At 64.7% G+C, this 25,136-nt stretch carries 19 protein-coding genes; 12 read left to right on the top strand and 7 right to left on the bottom strand.

Features of this window, described 5'->3' with window-relative positions:
- Positions 1 to 47: 47 nt before the first annotated feature.
- From K6G35_RS09095 to K6G35_RS09075, 5 genes are all read right to left on the bottom strand, one after another.
- Positions 48 to 695, bottom strand: a complete 648-nt coding sequence (locus K6G35_RS09095; RefSeq protein ID WP_035882576.1) for a C40 family peptidase — start codon at positions 693 to 695, stop codon at positions 48 to 50.
- A 48-nt stretch (positions 696 to 743) separates the two neighbouring features.
- A complete protein-coding gene (locus tag K6G35_RS09090; RefSeq protein WP_008650679.1) occupies positions 744 to 1,220 on the bottom strand; it encodes a hypothetical protein in 477 nt (158 codons plus the stop codon).
- A 161-nt stretch (positions 1,221 to 1,381) separates the two neighbouring features.
- Complete coding sequence (locus tag K6G35_RS09085) at positions 1,382 to 3,076, bottom strand: PhoH family protein (RefSeq protein ID WP_008650680.1); 1,695 nt, start codon at positions 3,074 to 3,076, stop codon at positions 1,382 to 1,384.
- Positions 3,077 to 3,422: 346 nt separating this feature from the next.
- On the bottom strand, positions 3,423 to 3,884 hold the full coding sequence (locus tag K6G35_RS09080) for a peroxiredoxin (protein WP_008650681.1): 462 nt from the start codon (positions 3,882 to 3,884) through the stop codon (positions 3,423 to 3,425).
- 201 nt (positions 3,885 to 4,085) lie between these two features.
- Positions 4,086 to 4,466 carry an Mth938-like domain-containing protein gene (locus K6G35_RS09075; RefSeq protein WP_008650682.1) on the bottom strand — a complete coding sequence of 127 codons (381 nt, stop codon included), beginning with the start codon at positions 4,464 to 4,466 and terminating at the stop codon, positions 4,086 to 4,088.
- Positions 4,467 to 4,774: 308 nt separating this feature from the next.
- Here K6G35_RS09075 and K6G35_RS09070 point away from each other — a divergent pair, with 308 nt between their 5' ends.
- The 11 genes from K6G35_RS09070 (at position 4,775) to K6G35_RS09020 (ending at position 19,167) form a co-directional block, all read left to right on the top strand.
- A complete protein-coding gene (locus tag K6G35_RS09070; RefSeq protein WP_008650683.1) occupies positions 4,775 to 6,004 on the top strand; it encodes a pyridoxal phosphate-dependent aminotransferase in 1,230 nt (409 codons plus the stop codon).
- Positions 6,005 to 6,054: 50 nt separating this feature from the next.
- Positions 6,055 to 7,365 (top strand): homoserine dehydrogenase, encoded by a 1,311-nt coding sequence (locus K6G35_RS09065; RefSeq protein WP_008650684.1) that lies wholly within the window; start codon positions 6,055 to 6,057, stop codon positions 7,363 to 7,365.
- Positions 7,366 to 7,393: 28 nt separating this feature from the next.
- The gene (thrC, locus tag K6G35_RS09060) at positions 7,394 to 8,839 is read left to right on the top strand and encodes a threonine synthase (protein ID WP_186425038.1); all 1,446 of its coding nucleotides are present in this window, start codon (positions 7,394 to 7,396) and stop codon (positions 8,837 to 8,839) included.
- A 153-nt stretch (positions 8,840 to 8,992) separates the two neighbouring features.
- A complete protein-coding gene (locus K6G35_RS09055) occupies positions 8,993 to 10,228 on the top strand; it encodes a molybdopterin molybdotransferase MoeA (RefSeq protein WP_186425039.1) in 1,236 nt (411 codons plus the stop codon).
- A 2-nt stretch (positions 10,229 to 10,230) separates the two neighbouring features.
- Positions 10,231 to 10,488 (top strand): molybdopterin converting factor subunit 1, encoded by a 258-nt coding sequence (gene moaD, locus K6G35_RS09050; RefSeq protein ID WP_035882582.1) that lies wholly within the window; start codon positions 10,231 to 10,233, stop codon positions 10,486 to 10,488.
- Between the two features lies 1 nt (position 10,489).
- On the top strand, positions 10,490 to 10,981 hold the full coding sequence (gene moaE / locus K6G35_RS09045) for a molybdopterin synthase catalytic subunit MoaE (RefSeq protein WP_008645431.1): 492 nt from the start codon (positions 10,490 to 10,492) through the stop codon (positions 10,979 to 10,981).
- Positions 10,981 to 11,361, top strand: a complete 381-nt coding sequence (gene crcB, locus K6G35_RS09040; RefSeq protein WP_008645434.1) for a fluoride efflux transporter CrcB — start codon at positions 10,981 to 10,983, stop codon at positions 11,359 to 11,361. Before moaE ends, crcB begins: the two co-directional genes overlap by 1 nt.
- Positions 11,362 to 11,637: 276 nt before the next feature.
- Positions 11,638 to 13,806, top strand: coding sequence for a D-(-)-3-hydroxybutyrate oligomer hydrolase (locus tag K6G35_RS09035; RefSeq protein ID WP_495675592.1), 2,169 nt, complete (start codon positions 11,638 to 11,640; stop codon positions 13,804 to 13,806).
- Between the two features lie 214 nt (positions 13,807 to 14,020).
- Positions 14,021 to 16,609, top strand: coding sequence for an ATP-dependent chaperone ClpB (clpB, locus tag K6G35_RS09030; RefSeq protein ID WP_011516684.1), 2,589 nt, complete (start codon positions 14,021 to 14,023; stop codon positions 16,607 to 16,609).
- A gap of 135 nt (positions 16,610 to 16,744) precedes the next feature.
- Positions 16,745 to 17,215: an OsmC family protein gene (locus tag K6G35_RS09025; RefSeq protein ID WP_008645439.1), complete on the top strand. Its 471-nt coding sequence runs from the start codon at positions 16,745 to 16,747 to the stop codon at positions 17,213 to 17,215.
- Positions 17,212 to 19,167 (top strand): gamma-glutamyltransferase family protein, encoded by a 1,956-nt coding sequence (locus K6G35_RS09020; protein ID WP_051705383.1) that lies wholly within the window; start codon positions 17,212 to 17,214, stop codon positions 19,165 to 19,167. The genes K6G35_RS09025 and K6G35_RS09020 overlap by 4 nt, the downstream gene beginning before the upstream one ends.
- 261 nt (positions 19,168 to 19,428) lie before the next feature.
- Here K6G35_RS09020 and argE read toward each other — a convergent pair whose 3' ends face one another.
- Positions 19,429 to 20,640 carry an acetylornithine deacetylase gene (argE, locus tag K6G35_RS09015; protein WP_193750070.1) on the bottom strand — a complete coding sequence of 404 codons (1,212 nt, stop codon included), beginning with the start codon at positions 20,638 to 20,640 and terminating at the stop codon, positions 19,429 to 19,431.
- A gap of 54 nt (positions 20,641 to 20,694) precedes the next feature.
- Positions 20,695 to 24,147: a transcription-repair coupling factor gene (gene mfd, locus K6G35_RS09010; protein WP_008651552.1), complete on the bottom strand. Its 3,453-nt coding sequence runs from the start codon at positions 24,145 to 24,147 to the stop codon at positions 20,695 to 20,697.
- Between the two features lie 134 nt (positions 24,148 to 24,281).
- Here mfd and ispD point away from each other — a divergent pair, with 134 nt between their 5' ends.
- Positions 24,282 to 25,106 (top strand): 2-C-methyl-D-erythritol 4-phosphate cytidylyltransferase, encoded by an 825-nt coding sequence (gene ispD, locus K6G35_RS09005; RefSeq protein WP_035882584.1) that lies wholly within the window; start codon positions 24,282 to 24,284, stop codon positions 25,104 to 25,106.
- Positions 25,107 to 25,136: the final 30 nt, after the last annotated feature.

The following is a 25,136-nucleotide window of genomic DNA, read 5'->3' as shown; positions in this document are numbered from 1 at the left end:
GAGCGGAATCCCAGTGACAAGCCAGGCTTCGTGCCTGGCTTGTTCGTTTACCGGTTTGCGAATGCGGCAATCGGATCGTCGTCGTCCGGGGTGGGCGGGGTGAGTGGGGTGGCTGGGGCCGAAGGGACCGGGCTGGGAACCGGGGTCATATCGAGGCTGCCGGCGGCCACGACACGCCGTGCGCCGTTGTAGCGCGACGCCCAGTACGACTTGGTCATGTCTTCCAGCCGGACGGTGCCACCGGTGGCCGGGGCGTGGACAAAGCGATTCTGTCCGACGTAGATGCCGACATGAGAGTTGGCGCGCCCCGTCGTGTTGAAGAAGACAAGATCGCCCGAAGCGACATCGCGCCGATCGAGTGACGTGCCACGTTGTCCCATCTGCTCGGTGGTGCGCGGCAGGTTGACGCTGGCGGCGCGCTGGACCACGTAACGGACCAGGCCGCTGCAATCGAATCCGGAGTCAGGCGTGTTTCCGCCGTAGCGGTATGGCGTGCCAACGAGGGACATTGCCTGAATCGAGATTTCCTCGAGTCCGGCGCTGGGATCGACGATTGGCTTGCCCGGTGTGCGGGGCAGCGACGCGCCCTGACGTACAGGCGGCCCGCCGGCGCAGGCGGCGAGCAGCAGTGCCGCGGCGCACAGTGCGGATAGTGAAAGTCGGCGAGAGGGTGAGTGAAACGGGCGCTGCGGCATCCTTCTTCTGATTCGGTTGCCGGGTCATGCGTCCATTCCCACGATTGCCTACCAGCGCAATTGCGCGTTACGCGTGCCGGTGGTGATCTTGATGGACTTTGTCTGACCCTTGTAACTGGCCTCGATATTGTAGCTGCCTTCGGGCGCACGTATGAGGCAGCGAGGGCCGCCGGCCTTGAAATTGGCCACGGGCTGGCCTTCCAGTGTCATCTTTACGTCAACGTCGGACAGGTATTCGCCATCACCCTGGGTGAACAGGACACCTATGTTGAAGTTCTTTTCCTGAGCCGCCAGTTTCGCGCGTTCATCCGCGGCAATGCCGCCACAGACGTAGCTGACAGGGCCCATGGTGCGAATCACCATCTCGTCGGCAGCAAATGCGGGGCACAGTGCGGCCCCAATCGTCACGGCCATACCCACCAGTGTTGCCGCGATGACGCGCCTGCGCCGCGTTACGCGGGCAGTTCGCGAGAACAGCGTTCTGCTGTTCGAGAGATACCGATTGAACGCTTCCTGCTTGTCCATCGACGCCTCCGTGTTGACATGTGCACCCGGAAATCATAACCGGGCCATGTGGTCCTTGCTGTCAGCAGGACACCGACGCCGTTCGCGTTGCCACGCCCGGCAGCGTGCCGCCCGCGGTCTGGATGGCCAGAGCCGCGGGTTTGGCGTTGCAAGCTCCGATCCTACAGTACGTCAGCGGCGTGGTCGGCCAGGCGCGAGCGTTCCCCGCGCGCCAGCGTTACATGACCGCTGTGGCTCCAGCCCTTGAATCGGTCCACCACGTACGTCAGGCCGGACGAACCTTCGGTCAGGTAAGGCGTGTCGATCTGCGCGATGTTGCCCAGACAGACGATCTTCGTGCCAGGGCCCGCCCGCGTGACCAGTGTTTTCATCTGCTTCGGCGTCAGGTTCTGCGCCTCGTCGATGATCACGAACTTGTTCACGAAGGTGCGGCCGCGCATGAAGTTCATGCTCTTGACCTTGATGCGCGAACGGATCAACTCCTGCGTGGCGGCACGGCCCCACTCGCCCGCGCTGTCGTCGCTCTTCTGCAGTACCTCGAGGTTGTCGTCGAACGCGCCCATCCAGGGCTGCATCTTCTCTTCCTCGGTGCCGGGCAGGAATCCGATATCCTCGCCCACGGGCACGGTGGCGCGCGTGACGATGATCTCGTTGTAGAGTTTCTGGTCCAGCACCTGCTCCAGGCCGGCTGCAAGCGCCAGCAGCGTCTTGCCGGTGCCAGCCTGGCCGAGTAGCGTGACGAAGTCCACGTCCGCGCTCATCAGCAAGTTCAGCGCGAAGTTCTGCTCGCGATTGCGGGCTACCACGCTCCACACATTGTTCTTGTTGTGGGTGTAGTCCTTCAGCGTCTGCAGCAGGGCGGTCTTGCCGTTGATCTCCTTGACCTGCGCGTAGAGCGGCAGGCTGCCATCCATCGGCTCCAGGTAGACGAACTGGTTGACCAGGAACGACGGCACCAGCGGCCCGGTCAGGCGATAGAACATCGTGCCGGACTTTGGATCCTGCCAGCTTTCCACGCCTTTGCCGTGCTTGGCCCAGAAATCGTTGGGCAACTGAAGCACGCCCGAGTAGAGCAGGTCCTTGTCCTCCAGGACCTGGTCGTTGAAGTAGTCCTCGGCGGGCAGGCCCAGGGCGCGCGCCTTGATACGCATGTTGATGTCTTTCGACACCAGCACGACCTGGCGGTCCGGGTACTGCTGCTGCAGGGCGCTCACCACCGCAAGGATCTGGTTGTCCGCCTTGCCTTGCGGCAGGCCTTCCGGCAGCTTGATGTCGTTCAGGCGCGTCTGGAAGAACAGCTTGCCCTGGGCGTCGCGATTGCCGAGCTTGGCCAGCGGCAGCCCTTCGTCGAGCACGCCGTCGGTGCCTCCCACGAGCTGGTCCAGCGTACGGCTGACCGTGCGCGCGTTACGCGCGACTTCGCTCATGCCTTTCTTGTGGTTGTCCAGTTCCTCGAGCGTCATCATCGGCAGATAGATGTCATGCTCTTCGAAGCGGAACAGCGACGACGGATCGTGCATCAGCACGTTGGTGTCGAGGACGAACAGCTTGCTCGGGCCGGTGGCCTTGCGCGCGCGGCGCGTGGGACTGGCGGCGGGCTGGACCAGGCTGACGGCTGGCGTCGCGGCCGGAGCCTTGGTAGATGCCGGGGTATCGGTGGTCTTGGCCCGGGTGGTGCTGCCAGCGCGCGCGGTGGCAGGCGCATTGGTGTCGCCGGTCTCGAGCAATGCCACACGCTCGAGGGCCGGCACAGGTTTCTTACCCTGCGCGACTTTGGCCTTGGGCAGTGTGACCGGGGCGAACTCGCTCGGGTCCAGCAGTTGGGCAGGCTTGGCGGGCATGGTAGGCAGCGGCATGCTTGGCTTTCCTTTCAGGGGAACAGACGGGGGCGGAATGGCTGGCGCGTCAACGCCAACGAACGGCAGAAAACCGGAAAACCGTAGAGTGAGGTTGAGGGCGTGGACAAACAAAAAAGCCGCCAGACCTGGTGGACAGGGATGGCGGCTTGCTTGCGGACCCGCGACGCGGCAGGTCCGCTACCAGCCCGGGGACTGAGCCTGCTGGGCTGGACCGATACGGCAGCGTGGCAACTGGGATCTGAACGCATTACGACCCAATCTACCCGAACGATTCCGGTTTGGCAATCAGGCGAAAACGCATCGTTGCGTCACTGTTGCATCACTGTCGCGAGGATGCCTCCGGTCACATCCCCTTGACGATCTCCAGCACTTCGTCCACGTGATTCGGCACCTTGATGCCGCGCATCTCGTGGCGCAGGACACCCTTGGCATCGAGGATGAACGTACTGCGCTCGATGCCGCGCACGTCCTTGCCATACATCTTTTTCATCTTGATGACATCGAAGAGCTGGCAGATCGCCTCGTCGGCGTCCGAGATCAGTTCGAACGGCAACTCCAGCTTGGCCTTGAAGTTCTCGTGCGACTTCATGCTGTCGCGAGAGATGCCGTAAACCGCGGCGCCAGCCTTCTCGAAATCTTCGTACTGGTCGCGGAAGTTCATCGCCTCCGTTGTGCAACCCGGCGTGTTGTCCTTCGGGTAGAAGTACAGCACCGTGGTCTTGCCGCGCTGGTCGGCAAGGCGGAAGTCCCCACCGGTGGCGGGGGCCTGGAAGTCGGGAATGGCCTTGTTGAGACTGACGGTCATGCTGTTGGCTCTCCTGGGATGGCGTGCATCATCGGTGACGGCGGCAGCCCGATGTCGGTCTCGGGCTTTGCGGCCATGGCGAGTGCAGATTGGGGCAGTTCTACGGACTTCAAGCGTGGCGTAAACCGAACCCGGCGGGAATCCCGGGCCCCGGTGGCACGCGCTGGCACGTCAGGCTGCCTGATGCCTTGCGCCGGCCAGTCAGGCAGCCGGCTCCACCAGCAGCACCGCCGCAACCTTGCGGCCCTCGGCCATGAGGATATTGTAGGTGCGGCATGCGGCCTGCAAGTCCATTGCATCCACGCCGATATGCAGGCGGGAGAGGGCGGCGGTCAGGCGCGGGTGGGGAAAGCGCAGCGTGCTGCCGGTGCCCAGCAGCACGACTTCGGGCGATTTTTGCAGCAAGGCTTCGAAATGGGCGGGTTCCAGGTCCTCGAAACGGCTGACCGGCCATGGTTCGACGCTGCCTTCGGGCATCACGAGCACCGCCGTTTCGTGCCGGATCGCATTGATTTCTATATAGCCGGGACCGTAGCCGGTCACGGTATTGAGGCTCTGGGGTTGGTCGGCGTGGAGTTTCAAGTGGGGGCCTCATGCCGTCGGGATGTGTCCGGCGAGCCACCCGGTGCAGAAGGGGGGGCCGTAGCGGGAGACTGGCGACGGGTTGGTGGCAGGATCGTGCGCGCGGGAGGGCAAAACGCTCGCCGCAATGCAAGAATCCGTGCCGAAGTCTGTCATAATCCGATATCTTATAGCTTTTGCCTCCAGGTCTGCCACGCCTCGCGAGCCTCATTGCGGACGCGCCGCCAGACGCGCAGGACAATCCAGAGATTCCCAGATTCCGCTGCCGCCAGAGACCGGCAGCTTGCCCTGACATCGCCAACACCGCCGTGAAACCCATCCAGAAATCGCACAAGCTCCAGAACGTTTGCTATGACATCCGCGGCCCGGTGCTGGAAAAGGCCAAGCAAATGGAGGAAGAGGGGCACAAGATCATCAAGCTGAACATCGGCAACCTGGCGGTGTTCGGCTTCGACGCGCCGGAGGAGATCCAGCAGGACATGATGCGCAACCTGCCCAATTCGGCGGGTTATTCGGACTCCAAGGGCATCTTCGCCGCACGCAAGGCGATCATGCACTACACCCAGGAAAAGAAGATCCAGGGCGTGGGGCTGGACGACATCTATGTGGGCAACGGCGCGTCCGAGCTGATCGTGATGGCGATGAACGCGCTGCTCAACAGCGGCGACGAAATGCTGGTGCCGGCGCCCGACTACCCGCTGTGGACGGCCGCGGTGAGCTTGTCCGGCGGCACGCCGGTGCACTATGTGTGCGACGAGGCCAACGAGTGGATGCCGGATCTCGACGATATCCGCCGCAAGATCACCCCGAACACGCGCGGCATCGTCATCATCAACCCGAACAACCCCACCGGGGCACTGTATTCGGACGAACTGCTGAAGGAGATCGTGGCCATCGCGCGCGAGCACGGCCTGATCATCTTCGCCGACGAGATCTACGACAAGGTCCTGTACGACGGCAATACGCATACGTCGATCGGCTCGCTGTCCACGGACGTGCTGACCGTGACCTTCAACGGCCTGTCTAAGAACTACCGTTCGTGCGGCTACCGCGCGGGCTGGATGGTGGTGTCGGGCGACAAGCGTCCCGCGCTCGACTATATCGAAGGGCTGAACATGCTCTCGTCGATGCGCCTGTGCGCCAATGTGCCGGGCCAGTGGGCGATCCAGACGGCGCTGGGCGGGTATCAGAGCATCAACGACCTCGTGACCGAAGGCGGCCGCCTGCGCCGCCAGCGCGATCTGGCCTATGAGCTGATTACCAAGATTCCGGGCGTTACGTGCGTCAAGCCCAAGGCGGCGCTGTACCTGTTCCCGAAGCTCGACCTGTCCATGTACCCGATCCAGGACGATCAGGAGTTCATTTACGAACTGCTGCAGGAATCGAAGGTGCTGCTGGTGCAGGGTACCGGCTTCAACTGGGGCGCGCCGGACCATTTCCGGATCGTGTTCCTGCCACACGAGGAAGACCTGCGCGAGGCCATCACCCGCGTCGGCCGCTTCCTTGAAAGCTATCGCAAACGTCACGGTACGGCCTGAGCCGCCGGACGTCCCCATTTCAGAATCAAGCAAACCAGAGTCAGACGTTCATGAATCCCATCAAAGTCGGCCTTCTCGGCATCGGTACCGTCGGTAGCGGCACGTTCAACGTGCTCAAGCGCAATCAGGAGGAAATTCGTCGCCGCGCAGGCCGCGGCATCGAGATTGCGGTGGTGGCTGACCTTAACACCGAGCGCGCCCGCGAGCTGACCGGTGGGACGGTGGACGTCGTCAGCGATGCGAACGACGTGGTGACGCGTCCGGACATCGACATCGTCATCGAGCTGATCGGCGGCTACGGCATCGCCCGCGAGCTGGTGCTCAAGGCGATCGAGAACGGCAAGCACGTGGTCACCGCCAACAAGGCGCTGCTGGCCGTGCATGGCAACGAGATTTTCGAAGCCGCGCGCAAGAAGGGCGTGATCGTCGCCTTCGAGGCGGCAGTGGCAGGCGGCATTCCCATCATCAAGGCGCTGCGCGAAGGCCTGACCGCGAACCGCATCCAGTGGATCGCCGGCATCATCAACGGCACGACGAACTTCATCCTGTCCGAGATGCGCGACAAGGGTCTGGATTTCGATACCGTGCTCAAGGAAGCGCAGCAACTGGGCTACGCTGAGGCCGATCCGACCTTCGATATCGAAGGCATCGACGCCGCGCACAAGGTCACGCTGATGAGCGCGATCGCATTCGGGATGCCGGTGCAGTTCGACCGCGCCCACGTGGAAGGCATTACCAAGCTGTCGGCTATCGATATCAAGTACGCCGAGGAACTGGGCTATCGCATCAAGCTGCTTGGTATCACCCGCCGCCGCGACGAAGGCGTGGAGCTGCGCGTGCATCCGACGCTGGTGCCGGCCTCGCGCCTGATCGCCAACGTGGAAGGCGCGATGAACGCCGTGCTGGTGCAGGGCGATGCCGTGGGCGCCACGCTGTACTACGGCAAGGGCGCCGGCGCCGAGCCGACCGCCTCGGCCGTGATTGCCGATCTGGTCGACGTGACCCGCCTGCACACCGCCGATCCGAACCACCGCGTACCGCACCTGGCATTCCAGCCGGACGAGCTGTCGAACGTGCCCGTGCTGCCGATCGACGAAGTCACCAGTTCGTACTACTTGCGCATGCGTGTGTCGGACGAGACCGGCGTGCTTGCCGAGATCACGCGCATCCTGGCCGAAGCCGGCATCAGCATCGACGCGATGCTGCAGAAGGAATCGCGCGAAGGCGAACCGCAGACCGACATCATCATCCTGACGCACCTGACGCGCGAGAAGCACGTCAATGCCGCCATTCGCAGCATCGAAGCGCTCCAGACCGTGCTGTCGCCGGTCACGCGCCTGCGCATGGAAGAACTGAACTGATAGCTGACAGACGGACCTGACTCGCCTCATGAATTACCAGTCGACGCGCGGCCATGACGTGCCGCAATCGTTCTCCGAGATCCTGCTCGGTGGCCTGGCGCCCGATGGCGGCTTGTACCTGCCCAAGCAGTACCCGCAGATCACGGCCGAGGAACTCGAAGCCTGGCGCAAGCTCCCGTACGCCGACCTGGCGTTCGAGGTGCTGTCGCGCTTCTGTGACGACATCCCCGCCGAGGACCTGCGCGCGCTGACGCGCAAGACCTACACGGCGGACGTGTACTGCAACGCGCGGGCCGGCGACAACACCGCCGACATTACGCCGTTGCGCACACTGGGCGAAGAGGGCGGCACGAAGCTGCAACTGCTGGGCCTGTCCAACGGCCCGACGCTGGCCTTCAAGGACATGGCGATGCAGTTGCTGGGCAACCTGTTCGAGTACGCGCTCAAGCGCGCAGGCCTGAAGCTGAACATCCTTGGCGCGACTTCCGGCGATACCGGCAGCGCGGCCGAATACGCGATGCGCGGCAAGGAAGGCATTCGCGTGTTCATGCTGAGCCCGCACCGCAAGATGAGCGCGTTCCAGACCGCCCAGATGTTCAGCCTGCAGGATCCGAACATCTTCAATATCGCGATCGAAGGCGTGTTCGACGACGCGCAGGACATCGTCAAGGCCGTCTCGAACGATCATGCGTTCAAGGCGCGCCAGTGCATTGGCACGGTCAACTCGATCAACTGGGCCCGTGTGGTCGCCCAGGTCGTGTACTACTTCAAGGGCTGGATGCTGGCGACCAGCGGTCCGGGACAGAAGGTGTCGTTCTGCGTGCCGTCGGGCAACTTCGGCAACGTCTGCGCTGGTCACATCGCGCGCATGATGGGCCTGCCGATCGACAAGCTCGTGGTGGCCACCAACGAGAACGACGTGCTGGACGAATTCTTCCGCACCGGCACGTATCGCGTGCGGACCTCGGCCCAGACGTACCACACGTCGAGCCCGAGCATGGATATCTCGAAGGCATCGAACTTCGAGCGTTTCGTGTTCGATTTGCTGGGCCAGGACGCCGACAAGCTGGTGGCGTTGTTCCGCGACGTCGACACCAAGGGTGGCTTCGATCTGGCCGGCACGCCGGACTTCGCGCGCATCGGTCAGTTTGGCTTTGTGTCCGGCCGCAGCTCGCACCAGGACCGTCTGGCGACGATCCGGGACGTGAACCAGCGCTATGGCGTGACGATCGACACCCATACCGCCGATGGCGTAAAGGTGGCGCGTGAGCACCTGCAGCCGGGCGTGCCAATGGTGGTACTGGAAACCGCGCTGCCGGCCAAGTTCTCCGAAACCATCCACGAGGCTTTGGGTCATGAACCGGAGCGTCCGGCTGCGTTCGACGGTATCGAGAAGCTGCCGCAACGCTTCGAGGTGATGCCGGCCGACGCGGACCGCGTGAAGGCGTATATCGCCCAGCACACCGGTTTGTGATCGAAGGGCGAATAGCCCTTATCACAGCAGGATCGGCCGGTCCGGCGCCAACTCGCTACAATCGGGTTTGCCGGGCTCCGCTGCCACGGCCCCCAGGCTTCCCGGCCCGGGGGCTGTTTCATTTGGAGCCAACCTGAATCCCATACGCATCCCATGACCCAGACTGCTGCGCGCCCTCCGATGCTGACGATGGCCCAGGCGCTCGATGCCCTGATGGCCGGCGTTCGCCCGATCACCGATTCTGAAACTGTCGATACGCTGCAGGCCAACGGCCGGGTGCTGGCGGCCGGGGTCACCAGCGCGTTGCGCGTGCCGCCTGCCGATAACACGTCGATGGACGGCTACGTGATGCGTGCCGCCGATGTGCCGGAGCCGGGCACGCGGCTGCCAGTCTCGCAACGGATACCGGCGGGCCACGTGGGCACCGAACTGGCCCCGGGTACCGCGGCGCGCATCTTTACCGGCGGCCTGATTCCGCCCGGCGCCGATGCGGTGGTGATGCAGGAGCAGTGCCAGGCCGATGGCGACGCGGTGATCGTCAATCATGTACCGGCATCGGGCGAGTGGATTCGCCGTGCTGGCGAGGATATCGAGGCCGGCAGCGAGATCCTGCCCGCCGGCACACGCCTGTCGCCGCAGGCGCTGGGCCTGGCCGCGTCGGTGGGACAGGCAAAGCTCGACGTGGTCCGCCGCGTGCGCGTGGCCGTGTTCTTTACCGGCGACGAACTGGCGATGCCCGGCGAGCCGCTCAAGCCCGGCGCGATCTACAACTCGAACCGGTTCACGCTGCGCGGTCTGCTGGAGAACCTCGGCTGCGAAGTGACCGACTTCGGTATCGTCCCGGACACGCTGGCGGCCACGCGCGATACGTTGCGCCGCGCCGCGGAGGGCAACGACCTGATCATCACGTCGGGCGGCGTATCGGTAGGCGAAGAAGACCATATCCGTCCGGCCGTTACAGCGGAAGGTCGGCTGGACCTCTGGCAGATCGCGATCAAGCCGGGCAAGCCGCTGGCCTTCGGGCAGGTGGCCAACGGCACCGAGCTGCCCGCGTTTTTCCTGGGCCTGCCGGGAAATCCCGTGTCGAGCTTCGTTACGTTCCTGCTGTTCGTGCGCCCGTTTATCCTGCGTTTGCAGGGCGTCGCGGATGTGACGCCGCGTCGTCTGCCGCTGCGTGCGGATTTCGATCTGCCGCGCGGCGACCGCCGCAACGAATTTCTGCGTGCGCGCGTCAACGATGCGGGCGGCCTCGATCTGTTTCCGAACCAGAGCTCAGGCGTGCTGACGTCCACCGTGTGGGGCGATGGCCTGATCGACAATCCGCCGAACCAGACCATCCAGCGCGGCGACGTTGTGCAGTTCATTCCATTTGCCAGTTTGCTGGCCTGATCATGCAACTAGAACTCCGATACTTCGCCAGCGTGCGCGAACAGGTGGGGCAGGGCGCCGAACGCGCCGAGGTGCCCGCCGAGGTCCGCACGGTTGGCGACCTGCGCGCATGGCTGCGCGGACGCGGCGGCGCCTGGGCCGAGGCTTTGGCCGATGGCCGCGCGCTGCGCATGGCCGTGGACCATGCCGTGGCACGTGCCGACACCCAGTTGGCCGATGGCTGCGAGGTGGCCTTCTTTCCTCCCGTGACCGGAGGCTGAGATGGCGGTACGCGTTCAGCACGAGGATTTCGATCTCGGCGCGGAAGTGGTGGCGCTGCGCGCCGGCAATCCGGGCGTGGGGGCGGTGGCCAGCTTCATCGGGACGGTGCGCGATGTCAGCGAAGGCACGCGCGTCAGTACGATGGAGCTCGAGCACTATCCCGGCATGACCGAGAAGGCGCTGGAGACGATCGAAGCGGCGGCGCGCGAACGCTGGCCGCTGCTTGGCGTGACCATCGTGCATCGCGTGGGCCTGCTGCAGCCGCTGGACCAGATCGTGCTGGTTGCCGTGTCCTCGGCCCACCGTGGCGCCGCGTTTGCGGCGTGCGAGTTCATCATGGACTACCTGAAGTCCGAGGCACCGTTCTGGAAGAAGGAAGACACGCCGGAAGGCGCGCGCTGGGTCGACGCGCGGGTCTCGGACGATGCCGCGCTGCGCCGCTGGGGTATCGAATCGTTCAACGCGGATCCCGCCAATAACAAGGAAGAATGATGGGCCCGATGGGTTTCGTGGCGGTCGGCGTTGGTGCCGCCGTTGGCGCCTGGCTGCGCTGGTTTTTCTCGGTCACGTGGAACGCCATCAATCCGGCACTGCCATATGGCACGCTGGCGTCGAACCTGGTCGGAGGCTACCTGATCGGCCTGGCCGTCGCGTTCTTCGAAACCCACCCATCTTTGCCGCCAGAGTGGCGCCTGCTGGCCGTCACGGGTTTCCTCGGCGGCCTGACCACGTTTTCGACGTTCTCGAGTGAAGTCATCGCCAATCTGATGGCTGGTGACTATCGCTGGGCCATGCTCCACCTCGCGATGCATCTGGGTGGATCGCTCCTGCTGACCGCGTTCGGCATCTGGTCGTACCGGGCGCTGGCCTGATGCCGTGCGCCTTGGGCTCTGTACAGGCTCCTCGGGGTAGACCTTAGGTAACACTACGTACCGCCCGGCTATCCTCCTGCGGCGCAAGACCGTATAACATTGCCGGGCCGGATCGCCGGGTGCGCGCGGCTTCGCATGAAGCCGCTCTCCTGGCGCCTCACCGCGGTCCGCGCCACTCCGCATTTCCCCCTGTTTGGCAGTTTGCAGTTGTCTCACCGAGTCCTGGACGGGACGGCGTTCGCGCCATCCCGCCGATAACAACAAGGAGACATACCCATGCAGCAGCGCCACCTCTCGCAGTCCGCCCAATCGCACGGCCATGGCACCCGGCGTGCGCACCGCCGAAACACGATCGCTATCGCCGTCGCCACGCTTGGCGTTGCTGCGTGCGGCGGGTTCGGCACAAATGGGGGCGGCGGGAACGCCGGTCCCAACGTCAAGCCGGCATTCATATCCAGCCCCATCGGGGTCAAATCCTACGATGGCAACACGGATGACCTGCTGACAGCGGGGCTGGGCAAGGACGGACTGGCGGCCGCAGCGCCGGCGTTTGCCAATCCGAATGCGCCGACGGCCGCGGAGTTGCGCCGTAACGCGATCTGGGCCAACTACCGCGCGATCGTGGATGTCCAGGCCGCGGGCGGCTATGGCTCGCTCTACGGCCCCAATGTCGACGCCAAGGGGAACGTGACCACCGGCCAGGGCAAGGTCCCGGGTACCGAGTACATCGCATTTGCCGATGACGGCTCGGGCCGGCAAAACGTGACAGTCATGGCCCAGGTTCCGGATGGGTTCGATGTGAAGCATCCCTGCATCATTTCCGCCACTTCGTCCGGCTCGCGTGGTGTCTATGGCGGAGTCGCCGTGGGCGAGTGGGGGCTCAAGCACAACTGCGCGGTGGCCTATACGGACAAGGGGACCGGCGCGGCACCGCATGACCTGGGTAGCGACACCGTGCCGCTGATCGACGGCACCCGGCAGGCCCGGGCCGGTGCCGGCACGCAGGCCCAGTTCGCGGCACAGCCCAGTGCCTCTCAAACGCTGGCGGGCTTCAATGCCAGTACCCCGCACCGGCTTGCGTTCAAGCACGCGCACTCGCAACAGAACCCGGAGGCGAACTGGGGCGCCAACACGTTGCAGGCGATCCAGTTCACGCTGTGGGCGGTCAACGACAAGTTCGGCAGGACCAATACCGATGGCACGCGGCAGGCGACGTTCACGCCAGCCAATGTGCTGGTGATCGCGTCGGCCATCTCGAATGGTGGCGGGGCGGCCATTGCAGCGGCGGAACAGGACACCGGCGGGTTGATCGACGGCGTGGCCGTCGGGGAGCCGAATGTGAACTTGCCACCGACGGCAGGCGTGGTCGTCAAGCGCGGCGGCGTGCCGGTGGCGGCGTCGGGCAAGCATCTTTACGATTACACGACGATTGCCAACCTGTACCAGCTCTGCGCCAGCCAGGATGCCAGCCTGGGCAATGCGCCATTCGCCAAAACGGCCGGACAGGCCGCGCTCAACCGATGTGCGTCACTGGCTGCCAAGAAGAAGATTGCCGGAGGCAGCACGTCCGCCCAGGCAACCTCCGCGCTGGATGCGTTGCACCGCGCCGGCTGGGAGCCCGAGTCGGATGACCTGTTCGCGTCGCTTTCGGCGCTGGAGGTCGGCAGTTCCATTTCGGTGACCTATGCCAATGCCTATGCGCGCGCCAGCGTGACGGACCGGCTCTGCCACTACAGTTTTTCCTCGCCGGGCAGCCCGCCGCAGGCCAATCCCGTCACGGCCCCGGCGGCCGCGCTGGCAGGGCTGTTCTCGACTGGCAATGGCATTCCGCCCACTACGGCGGTGACGCTGATGAACGATGCCAACCCGTCCGGGGCGATGCGTGACTTCGCGTCGATATCGCCCTCGACCAAGCTGGCGGACGGCAATGTCGACGGCGCGCTCTGCCTGCGTGGCCTGCTGGACACCCGAAACCCGGCGCTGATGACCGGTATCGGCCAGACCTATCGCACGGGCAACCTTGGCGGCCGACCGTCGGTCATCGTGCAGGGCCGCAGCGATGGCCTCCTGCCGGTGAACCACACGTCGCGGCCATATCTCGGGCTGAACAAGCACGTCGAGGGCGCCAGCAGTCGGCTCTCGTACATCGAGGTGACCAACGGCCAGCATTTCGACGGGTTTATTGATGTGATTCCCGGGTATGCCAAGCGCTATATCCCGATGCACGTCTACGTGAACCGGGCGCTCGATGCGGTCTACGCCAACCTGCGCGACGGTACGCCGCTGCCGCCGTCGCAGGTGGTGCGCACCACGCCGCGCGGGGGTGCCGATACCGACACGGTCGGCCCCCGGATCCAGCCGTCGAACGTGCCGCCGATCGCTGCCACACCCGCGGCCGGCGACGCGATCACGGTCACCGGCTCGACCGTGGACGTGCCCAACTGAGACGTGGCCGCCAGGCCCGGCGATACGCGTTACCCGTCATGCACTTGGCCGAAATTTGGTCGATGTATGACGGGTGTATCGCCGATGTCTTGAAATGTCATTCCCAAGCCCTATCTTTCGGAAGTAACGTGTCCGGCTGGGCATATGTGGCGGCAGCCAAAGCCGCCGCGGGCCTCGCATCAGGACACACTTTCCTAGAGAGAGAGGGCTCCTAATGCGAATTGACAAACTGACTACCCGGTTCCAGGAAGCGCTGGCAGAAGCGCAAAGTCTGGCGCTGGGTAATGACAATCAATACATCGAACCCCAGCATCTGCTGCGTGCGTTGCTCGCGCAGGACGATGGGGCAGCCCGTACGCTGCTGTCGCGTGCTGGCGTGAACGTGGGCGGCCTGCAGAGCGCGCTCGATGCGGCGATCCATCGCCTGCCGCAGGTTCAGGGCACGAACGAGGTCCAGGTGGGCCGCGACCTGAACAACCTGCTGAATGCCACCGAAAAGGAAGCGATCAAGCGCAACGACCAGTTCATCGCCAGTGAACTGTTCCTGCTCGCCGTGTCCGACGACAAAGGCGAGACGGGGCGGATCGCCCGCGAGAACGGCTTGTCGCGCAAGTCGCTCGAGGCCGCGATCACGGCCGTGCGCGGCGGTGATACCGTCAATAGCGCCGACGCCGAGTCGCAGCGTGAGGCGCTCAAGAAATACACGGTCGATCTGACCGAGCGCGCGCGCGCCGGCAAGCTGGACCCCGTGATTGGCCGCGACGACGAAATCCGTCGCGCGATCCAGATCCTGCAGCGCCGTACCAAGAACAACCCCGTGCTGATCGGTGAGCCCGGCGTGGGCAAGACCGCCATCGTCGAAGGGCTGGCACAGCGCATCGTCAACGGCGAAGTGCCGGAGACGCTCAAGAACAAGCGCGTGCTCGTGCTCGACATGGCCGGGCTGCTGGCCGGCGCCAAGTATCGCGGCGAGTTCGAGGAACGCCTGAAGGCAGTGCTCAATGACGTGGCCAAGGACGAAGGCCAGACCATCGTCTTCATCGACGAGATTCACACGATGGTGGGCGCGGGCAAGGCCGAAGGCGCGATTGACGCGGGCAACATGCTCAAGCCGGCGCTGGCGCGCGGTGAACTGCATTGCATCGGCGCGACCACGCTGAACGAATACCGCAAGTACATCGAGAAGGATGCCGCGCTGGAGCGCCGCTTCCAGAAGGTGCTTGTGGATGAACCCAGCGTCGAGGCAACGATCGCCATTCTGCGTGGCCTGCAGGAGAAGTACGAACTGCACCACAAGGTGGAGATCACCGACCCGGCTATCGTGGCCGCGGCCGAGCTGTCGCACCGCTACATCACCGACCGGTTCCTGCCGGACAAGGCCATCGACCTGATCGACGAGGCTGCCGCGCGGATCAAGATGGAAATCGACTCGAAGCCCGAGGCGATGGACAAGCTCGAGCGTCGCACGATCCAGCTCAAGATCGAGCGCGAGGCGGTCAAGAAGGAAACCGACGAGGCATCGCGCAAGCGTCTGGAACTGATCGAGCAGGAAATCATCCGGCTCGAGAAGGAATACGCTGACCTGGATGAGATCTGGCGCGCCGAGAAGGGCGCCGCCCAGGGTGCGGCCGCGCTGAAGGAGGAGATCGAGAAGATCAAGCTCGATATCACCCGACTGCAGCGCGAAGGCAAGCTCGACAAGGTGGCTGAACTCCAGTACGGCAAGCTGCCGGAACTCGAGGGCAAGCTGCAGGCGGCAACCAAGGCCGAGGCCAGCGAGCAGAAACAGCAGAACAAGCTGCTGCGCACGCAGGTCGGCGCCGAGGAAATCGCCGAGGTCGTCAGCCGCGCCACGGGTATTCCGGTGGCCAAGATGATGCAGGGCGAGCGCGAGAAGCTGCTCAAGATGGAAGATCGCCTGCACCAGCGTGTGGTGGGTCAGGACGAGGCCGTGCGGCTGGTGTCCGATGCGATCCGCCGTTCGCGTGCCGGTCTGTCGGACGAGAACAAGCCGTATGGCTCGTTCCTGTTCCTCGGGCCGACGGGCGTGGGCAAGACCGAGTTGTGCAAGGCGCTGTCCGAGTTCCTGTTCGATTCGGAGGAGCACCTGATCCGCATCGACATGAGCGAATTCATGGAGAAGCACAGCGTGAGCCGGCTGATCGGCGCGCCTCCGGGCTACGTGGGCTATGACGAAGGCGGTTACCTGACCGAGGCGGTGCGTCGCAAGCCGTACGCGGTGATCCTGCTCGACGAAGTCGAGAAGGCGCACCCGGACGTGTTCAACGTGCTGCTGCAGGTGCTGGACGATGGTCGTCTGACCGACGGCCAGGGCCGTACCGTCGACTTCAAGAACACGGTGATCGTGATGACGTCGAACCTGGGTTCGCACATCATCCAGTCGATGGCGGGCGAACCGCAGGAGGCGGTGAAGGGCGCGGTATGGCAGGAGGTACGCACGCATTTCCGGCCCGAGTTCCTGAACCGGATCGACGAAGTCGTGGTGTTCCATGCGCTCGACCAGAAGAATATCGAGTCGATCGCCAAGATCCAGCTCAAGCGCCTGCAGGTCCGTCTGGCGCGCATGGACATGACGCTGGACGTGAGCGAACGGGCGCTGGAGAAGATCGCCAGCGCGGGCTACGACCCGGTGTTCGGAGCCCGGCCGCTCAAGCGCGCGATCCAGCAGCAGATCGAGAATCCGGTGGCCAAGGCCATCCTGGAAGGCCGGTTTGCCGCGAAGGATGTCGTGCCGGTGGACTACGTGGACGGCGAGTTCACGTTCGGGCGAATGGTGCATTGAGACGCGCCGACTGCTTCGACCGATCTCCAACCCGGACAGTCTGGCCGGGTTGATCAAGGGACCTCTGCGGAGGTCCCTTTTTTTCGCCACAATGGTGGCTCCTTGCAGCTTTTCTCCCACATCAGGAGCAATTCCATGGCTCACGGCGAGCACAAGTACCAGACTACGGTCGAATGGACCGGCAACCGCGGCACCGGAACGTCGGGATACCGCGCTTACGGACGCGAACACGTGATCCGGTCTGGCAACAAGCCCGAGATTCCGGGTTCCTCCGATCCCGCGTTCCTGGGCGACCCCAGCCGCTGGAACCCTGAGGAACTGCTGCTGGCATCGGTGTCGGCCTGCCACAAGCTCTGGTACCTGCACCTGTGCGCCGACGCCGGCATCGCCGTACTGGCATATGTCGATCAGGCCGAAGGCACGATGACCGACAGAACTTCGCCGGCCAAATTCACCGAGATCGTGCTGCGCCCGCAGGTCACCATCCGCGCCGGTGATGACGCGGCCAAGGCCGAACACCTGCATCACGTGGCGCACGAGAAGTGCTACATCGCCAATTCCGTCAATTTTCCGATCCTGTGCGAACCCGTCATCGTTTCGGGCTGATTTTCGCAGGCGGGCTGCTCGTCGGGGGCTGTTCTAGCGTTGCGCTGCCATCGGCGCCACCTACGCCACCTACGTCGATACGCGCCGAAGGCACCTGCCAGGTGCTTGCCGATGATGGCGGCACCGTGGTGGTCGGCTCGAACCTGCCGGGCGATCCCGCCGCGCCGGAGCCCGCCAGCGGCTACCGCAAGGGAATGCAGCCGATCCATGCCCGGTCGTATATGGTGTCGACCTCCAACGCGTACGCCAGTGCGGCGGGTTGCGCGGTGCTCAGTCGGGGTGGCACCGCCGCGGACGCCGCCGTGGCGGTGCAGGCGGTGCTGGGGCTCACGGTGCCGGAGGCCACCGGACTGGGTTCAGGCGGCTTCCTGCTCTATTACGACGCCACAACGCGGACCGTGCAGGCCTACGATGGCCGGGAGACGGCGCCGGCATCGGCTGGCGCGCACTATCTGCTTCACGTCGACGATGCCAGGGACCGGCGTTCGCCAAAGCCCGATCTTCGATCCAGCGGCCGCTCCATTGGCACACCCGGCGTGCCCCGACTGATCGAGCGCGTGCAGCGGGAGCATGGCAAGCTGCCCTGGCCGGGGCTGTTCGACGATGCCGTGACATTGGCGACGAACGGCTTCCCGATCGGCGGGCGACTGGCGCAGGCGATTGCCACGAATGCCAATGGCCTCAAGCGCGATGCCGAGGCGCGCGCGTACTTTCTCGATCCCGATGGCAAGCCAAAGGCAATCGGTACGGTTCTCAGGAATCCCGCTTACGCGCGGACGCTGCAGGCGCTGGCCAGCCAGGGCGCCGATGCGTTCTATACGGGGCCGATCGCGGAAGGCATCGTGGCGACGATTGCGGCCACGACGGGCGCCGACGGCCGGCCCATCACGCCGGGCAAGACGACATTGGCCGATCTGGCGGCTTACACGGTGAAGCGACACGAACCGGTCTGCATGGCCTACCGTGCGTTCTGGATCTGCGGCGCGCCGCCACCCGCCGGCGGTATCACGGTGGCATCCGTGATGGGGATTCTGGAGCGCTTCGATCTGGCCGAACTCGGACCGACCGCCATCGACGGGGAGGGCGGCAAGCCAACCGTACAGGGTGTGCACCTCGTCAGCGAAGCCGAGAGGCTGGCCTATGCGGATCGTGACAAGTACGTGGCCGACCCCGATTTCGTGCCGCTGCCGGGTGGTAGCGCAGACGCGCTGCTGGACAAACGATACCTGCGTGGACGAGCGGCGCTGATCGATCCGCATCGTTCCATGGGCACCGCCGTGGCCGGTAACCTGGGCGGCGCGCTGCTGGGCGTTGTGCCGCAGACGGAACATGGAACGAACCATTTTTCGATCGTCGACGCGCAGGGGAATGCGGTCAGCGCCACCACATCGGTCGAAGCCAGCATGGGGTCGTTCCATATGACCCACGGATTCCTGCTCAACAACCAGTTGACCGATTTCAGCGCGACGCCGGTGGACGCCAGAGGCCAGTCCGTCGCCAATCGCGTGGAGCCGGGCAAGCGTCCGCGCAGTTCGATGGCGCCGACGCTGGTATTCCGCAAGGGCGCGGATGGCTCGATCGGAGATTTCCTGATGGCGACCGGTTCGCCGGGCGGCGGGGCGATACCGCAGTACGTGGTAAAGACGCTGGTCGGGGTGCTCGACTGGGGGCTCGACGCACAGCAGTCGGCCGGTCTGGTCGACTTCGGCGCCAGTAACAGCCCAGTCACGACGCTCGGTGGCGAGCATCCGCATATCAACACGACGAACGACGGCGCCAGCGACCCGCTGGTCCAGGGACTCAAGGCACTTGGCCACCGCATCTCGCTACGGGCCCAGCCAAGTGGCGTGAACACGATACTGCGTACCCGGACGGGGGATGTCGACCGGCTGGAAGGCGGTACCGATCCACGGCGCGAGGGTGTGGTGCTGGGCGACACCGTCAGGCCCTGAAGCGGGCAGGTAGGAGGAGGATTGTACGAATCTGTGACACCAGCTTCGCCATTGTCTGGCGCTTGACTTGCGTCAAGCCGAGGGGGCGATTCGGTGGCTACTATTCAAACCGTCATGGAGATGCGGGGGCGCTCTTCATGACTTGTCTACCCGTTTCCGGAATGGAAACTTAACCCGCTGCACCTCCCGGTGCCGCGGGTTTTTCTTTTTGCGGGCCGACGCTTGTGACCCTATTCTTGACCCCGCTTTCCCGGGGCTGAATCAGGCGACGCGCAGGCTATCCACCACCTTGTGCAGAAAGCTCTCGCACGCGGTGAGCTGATCCAGCGAGACGAACTCGTCGGGCTTGTGCGCCTGCTGGATATCGCCGGGGCCGCACACCACGGCCGGAATGCCCGCGCGCTGGAACAGGCCAGCCTCGGTGCCGTAGGCCACCTTGTTGGTATCGCGGTCGGCGGTCAGCGCGCGCACGAGCTGGGTGATGGCATCGGTCTCGGCGGCATCGAGCGAAGGCGCGGCGGCGATCTTGCTGATAGCCATGCCAGCATCCGGATGCTCGTTGCGCATCTTCGGCAACAACACATCGTTCGCGTGGGCCTGGATGCGCGCCAGGATCGCTTCCGGATCCACGCCAGGAAGATTCCGAAATTCGAAGACGAATTCGCACTCGGCGGGAATGGTGTTCAGCGCGATGCCGCCCTGGATCGTGCCGGTCGAAGCGGTCGTAAACGGCACATCGAAGGCCTGATCGTAAGGGCCATTGGCCTTGAACTCGTCGGCGATATCGCGAATGAAACAGATCAGGCGCGCGGCGTACTCGATCGCATTGACGCCCTTCGGGGTCAGCGACGAGTGCGCTGCCTGGCCCTTAACGCAGCACCGGTAGGCATTGATGCCCTTGTGCGCCACGATCACGCGCATGCTGGTCGGCTCGCCGACGATGCAGCCCGAAGGGCGCACGCCACGGTCACGCAGCTCGGCCAGCAGGTACGGGGCGCCCATGCAGCCGATCTCTTCGTCGAACGACAGCGCGTAGTGGACCGGCTCGCGCAGCCTGGCATCAAGGATGGTCGGCAGCAGCGCCAGGCTCGTGCCGATGAACCCCTTCATGTCACAGGTGCCGCGACCGTAGAGCTTGCCGTCGCGTACCACCGGCTTGAACGGGTCGGTGCTCCAGTTCTGCCCGTCGACGGGCACCACGTCCGTGTGCCCGGACAGCACGATGCCGCCATTGGTGGCGCCATCGGCTGCGGGAATCGTCACGAACAGGTTGGCCTTGTCGCCCTGCGGGTTGTAGCTCAGATGCGGGCGCAGGCCCTTGGCCAGGAAGTGGTCGCGCACGGATTCGATCAGGCCCAGATTCGAATGGCGGGAAGTGGTATCCATCGATACCAGGCGCTCGGTCCATTCGAGCGCGCTGCCACGCGCGGGGGCATTGGTGGCGGCGGATCGGTTGTCGGGTTGGGCTGGCATGGGGCGTTGGAACGTCTGATTCATTGGGGGTTTGATCGTACACCTGGCCCGGCATCAGGCCAACTGGCGCAGCGTGTGCTTGATGGTTTGCGCGCGGGTAGCTACGTCGGGCATCTTTGCCTCGATGCGCAGCTTGTCCTGGCCGGCCAGCTTGATATGCCGATTCTTTTGTACGAGGTCGATGATGCGGATGGCGTCGATCGGTGGATTCGGCACGAACTGCATGCTGACCGTGGCTTCGCCTGCGTCGATCTTGCGCACGCCCAGCGGCGCCGCGGCGATACGCAGCCGGTGCGTCTCGATCAGTGCCTGCGCCTGCGAGGGCAGCCGGCCGAAGCGGTCAATCAGCTCCTCCTGGATGTCGTCGACGCGCTCGCCGGCCTCGCAGTTGGCCAGGCGCTTGTAGATCGACAGGCGTTCGTGGACATCCGCGCAGTAATCATTCGGCAGCAGGGCAGGCGTGCCGAGGTTGATCTCTGTCGTGGCGGCCAGCGGTGCCATCAGGTCCGGCTCCTTGCCGGCCTTCAGCGATTTCACGGCGGCATTGAGCATGTCCGTGTAAAGCTGGAATCCGATTTCGTGGATTTCGCCTGACTGCTTGTCGCCCAGCACTTCGCCGGCGCCACGGATTTCCAGATCGTGCATGGCCAGATAGAAGCCGGAACCCAGTTCCTCCATCTGCTGGATGGCTTCGAGCCGGCGTTGCGCCTGGCGCGTCAGCCCCTCGACATCATGCACGAGCAGATATGCATAGGCCTGGTGGTGCGAACGACCCACGCGGCCGCGCAACTGATGAAGCTGGGCCAGACCGAACTTGTCGGCGCGATGAATCAGGATGGTGTTGGCTGTCGGCACGTCGATGCCGGTTTCGATAATCGTCGTGCAGAGCAGGATGTTGTCGCGGCGCGAGACGAAGTCCCGCATCACGCGTTCGAGTTCGCGCTCGTGCATCTGGCCATGGGCCACGGCGATACGGGCTTCCGGCACCAGTTCGGCCAGCTTGGCGCGCTTGTTCTCGATCGTTTCCACTTCGTTGTGCAGGAAGTAGACCTGACCACCGCGCTTCAACTCGCGCAGGATGGCTTCGCGGATCACGCCGTCTTCTTCGCGTCGGACGAAGGTCTTGATGGCCAGTCGCTTCTGCGGCGCCGTGGCGATCACGGAAAAATCGCGCAGGCCTTCCAGAGCCATGCCCAGCGTGCGCGGGATCGGCGTGGCGGTCAGCGTCAGCACGTCGACTTCGGCGCGCAGTGTCTTCAGCGCTTCCTTCTGGCGCACGCCAAAGCGGTGTTCCTCGTCGATGATCACGAGCCCCAGGCGCTGGAACTTCACTTCGTCGGACAGCAGCTTGTGCGTGCCAATCACGATATCGACGGTGCCTTCGTTGATCTGCTTGATCGCGGCGTCGATTTCCTTTTTCGTCTTGAAACGCGACAACTCGACGATACGCACCGGCCATTCGGCAAAACGGTCGGAGAGCGTCTGGAAATGCTGCTCGGCCAGCAGCGTGGTTGGCGCGAGCATGGCGACCTGCTTGCCGCCCAGCACCGCCACGAACGCCGCGCGCAGCGCGACCTCGGTCTTGCCGAAGCCGACGTCGCCGCAGACCAGCCGGTCCATCGGCTTGCCCGACGTCATGTCGGCGATCACGGCGGCGATGGCCGCGGCCTGGTCAGGCGTTTCCTCGAAGCCGAAGCTCTCGGCAAATGCCTCGTAGTCCTTGGGCTGCAACGGGAAGGCAAAGCCCTCGCGCAGGGCGCGGCGCGCATACAGGTTCAGCAGTTCGGCGGCCGTATCGCGGATCTGCTGCGCGGCGCGGCGCTTGGCCTTGTCCCACTGGCCCGTGCCCAGCGAATGCAGCGGGGCCGTCTCCGGATCGGCGCCCGAATAGCGCGAAATCACGTGCAACTGATGCACGGGCACATAAAGCTTGCTGCCTTTGTCGTAGTCCAGGTGCAGGAATTCCTCGTCGCCCTGACCCATGTCCAGCGTGACCAGACCCTGGTAGCGGCCAATGCCATGCTCGCTATGCACGACGGGGTCGCCGATCTTGAGTTCGGCCAGATCGCGCACCATCGCATCGACGGTACTCGCCTGTTCCTGCTTGCGCCGGCCCGAGCGGCGTGCCGTGCCGGCGTAGAGTTCGGCCTCGGTTACGAATGCCATCTGGGCCGACGGCAGCGCGAAGCCGGTCTGCAGCGGTGCCACCGCGATCGAGAAATGCGAATCCCCCGCCAGGAAGGCGGCGAAGTCGTCAACGATCATCGGGCGCAAGCCGCTTTCCGCGAACAACTGCAACAGCGTCTCGCGTCGGCCGGCGGAGTCGGCGCACATCAGCACACGCGTGGCCTTGTTGAGCAGCAGCGATTCCAGGTTGACCAGCGGATCTTCAGCGCGGCGATTGACCGATACATCGGGCAGGTGTCCGGCGAAGGCGGGCGCGTCGGCAGGCGCGGCGTCGCGCTGCAGTACCAGTCGCGCCAGCGGCTTTGCGCCGACGAAGAACTGTTCTTCCGACAGGAACAGGTCCGCTGGCGGCAGCAGCGGCCGCTCGCGGTCATGACGCATGAAGTTGTAGCGCTGGGTAGTGTCGGCCCAGAAGCGGCGAATGGCCTCGTCCACATTGCCCGAGAAGGCAAGCTGGGTGCCCTCGGGCAGATAGTCGAACAGCGTCGCGCTTTGCTCGAAGAACAACGGCAGGTAGTACTCGATACCGGCCGACGGCACGCCATTGCCGATGTCCTTGTAAATCGGTGATTTGGTCGGGTCGCCCTCGAATAGTTCGCGCCAGCGGCCCCGGAAGGCGGTGCGCGCGGTTTCATCGAGCGGGAACTCGCGGCCGGGCAGCAGGCGGACTTCCTTGACCGGATACAGGCTGCGTTGCGAGTCGGGATCGAATGCCCGGATGGTCTCGATCTCGTCGCCGAACAGGTCGATCCGGTACGGCAGGGCCGACCCCATCGGATACAGGTCAATCAGGCCGCCGCGCACGCTGTATTCGCCGGGGCGCATCACGGCGCTCACGTGCTCATAGCCGGCCAGCGTGAATTGCGCCTTCAAGGCCGCTTCGTCGAGCTTGGCCCCCTGCTTGAAGAAGAACGTGTAGGCCGCCAGGAACGCGGGTGGCGCCAGCCGATAGAGGGCGGTCGACGCCGGCACGAGCATCACGTCGCACTGACCACCCTGGATGTCGTGCAGGGTCGCCAGGCGCTCGGAGACCAGGTCCTGGTGCGGCGAGAAGCTGTCGTACGGCAGGGTTTCCCAGTCGGGCAGCAGACGCACGCGCAGTTCCGGGGCGAACCAGGGGATCTCTTCGGCCAGACGCTGCGCATCGACGGCATGGGCGCAGACGACGGCCACCATCGGCGCGCTGCGGCGATGCTGCCGCGCATAGGCGGCAACCGCGAGCGCGTCGGCGGAACCGGTCAGGCCGTTGACGGCATGACGCAGACCCGGTTTGATCAAGGGGAAGCTGGCGAACGGAAAAGCGGCGTGGTTGTCAGGCATTGGCAGCAGAGGCGCTTGAAACGACAACACCCCGCCGGCGTTTGCGAGGGCCCCTTGTTGCCCTGTGACGGGCGGGGCCCGGGCTGTTCACGGGCGAGGATCATGGTTCATGCCCACTGCATCGGCAGCGCCAGATGGCGGCGGGCGAGGGCCGTATTATAGAATGCACCCCGGCCGGTTTGCCGGCCGGTTTCCGATATTCCATTTCCCGCAAATCCGTGTCAGATCGCCGCTTCGCCCTGATTCCCTGCGCCGGTACCGGCAGTCGTGCCGGAGGCCCCATCCAGAAGCAGTACCAGACCGTGGCCGGACGGCCGATGCTTTGGTATGCACTGGCCGCCTTTTCCACTTGCGATGCCATCAGCGCCACTGCCCTGGTGCTGGCCCCCGACGACATGCCGCTCGAGTCCCGTTTCGGCGCCGCCGCCTTTGCCGGGCTCCGCTTCGATACGGCGTTCGTGGGCGGCGATTCCCGCCATGCCTCGGTACTCGCCGGTCTCCATCACCTTGGGACCATGGGCGCAGTGGATACCGACTGGGTGCTCGTGCATGATGCGGCCCGGCCCGGCCTGACGCCCGCGATGATCGACACACTTGTGCGCGCGGTCGAGTCCGACGATGCTGCCAGCGAGCCGATCGGCGGCATTCTTGCCGTGCCGGTGCCGGACACGCTCAAGCGTGCCGACGCCGCTGCCCGCATCGGCGCTACCGTGCCGCGCGAAGGGCTGTGGCAAGCCCAGACACCGCAGATGTTCCGAATCGGCGTGCTGCGCCATGCGCTGGAGGATGCGCTGGCCGCGGGCGCGGTGGTGACCGACGAGGCGAGCGCGATCGAGCGGCTTGGACTGCATCCGCGCCTGGTCAATGGTTCGCTGCGCAACTTCAAGGTGACGTACCCCGAGGATTTCGCGCTGGCGGACGTACTGTTGCGCACTGGCACACCGACTTCCAACACGTGACAAACGTGATCCATCCAGACAAAGGAGCCG

It is taken from the genome of Cupriavidus sp. HY129 (genome assembly GCF_059492215.1).
This window is presented reverse-complemented; position numbering and strand designations above follow the sequence as displayed.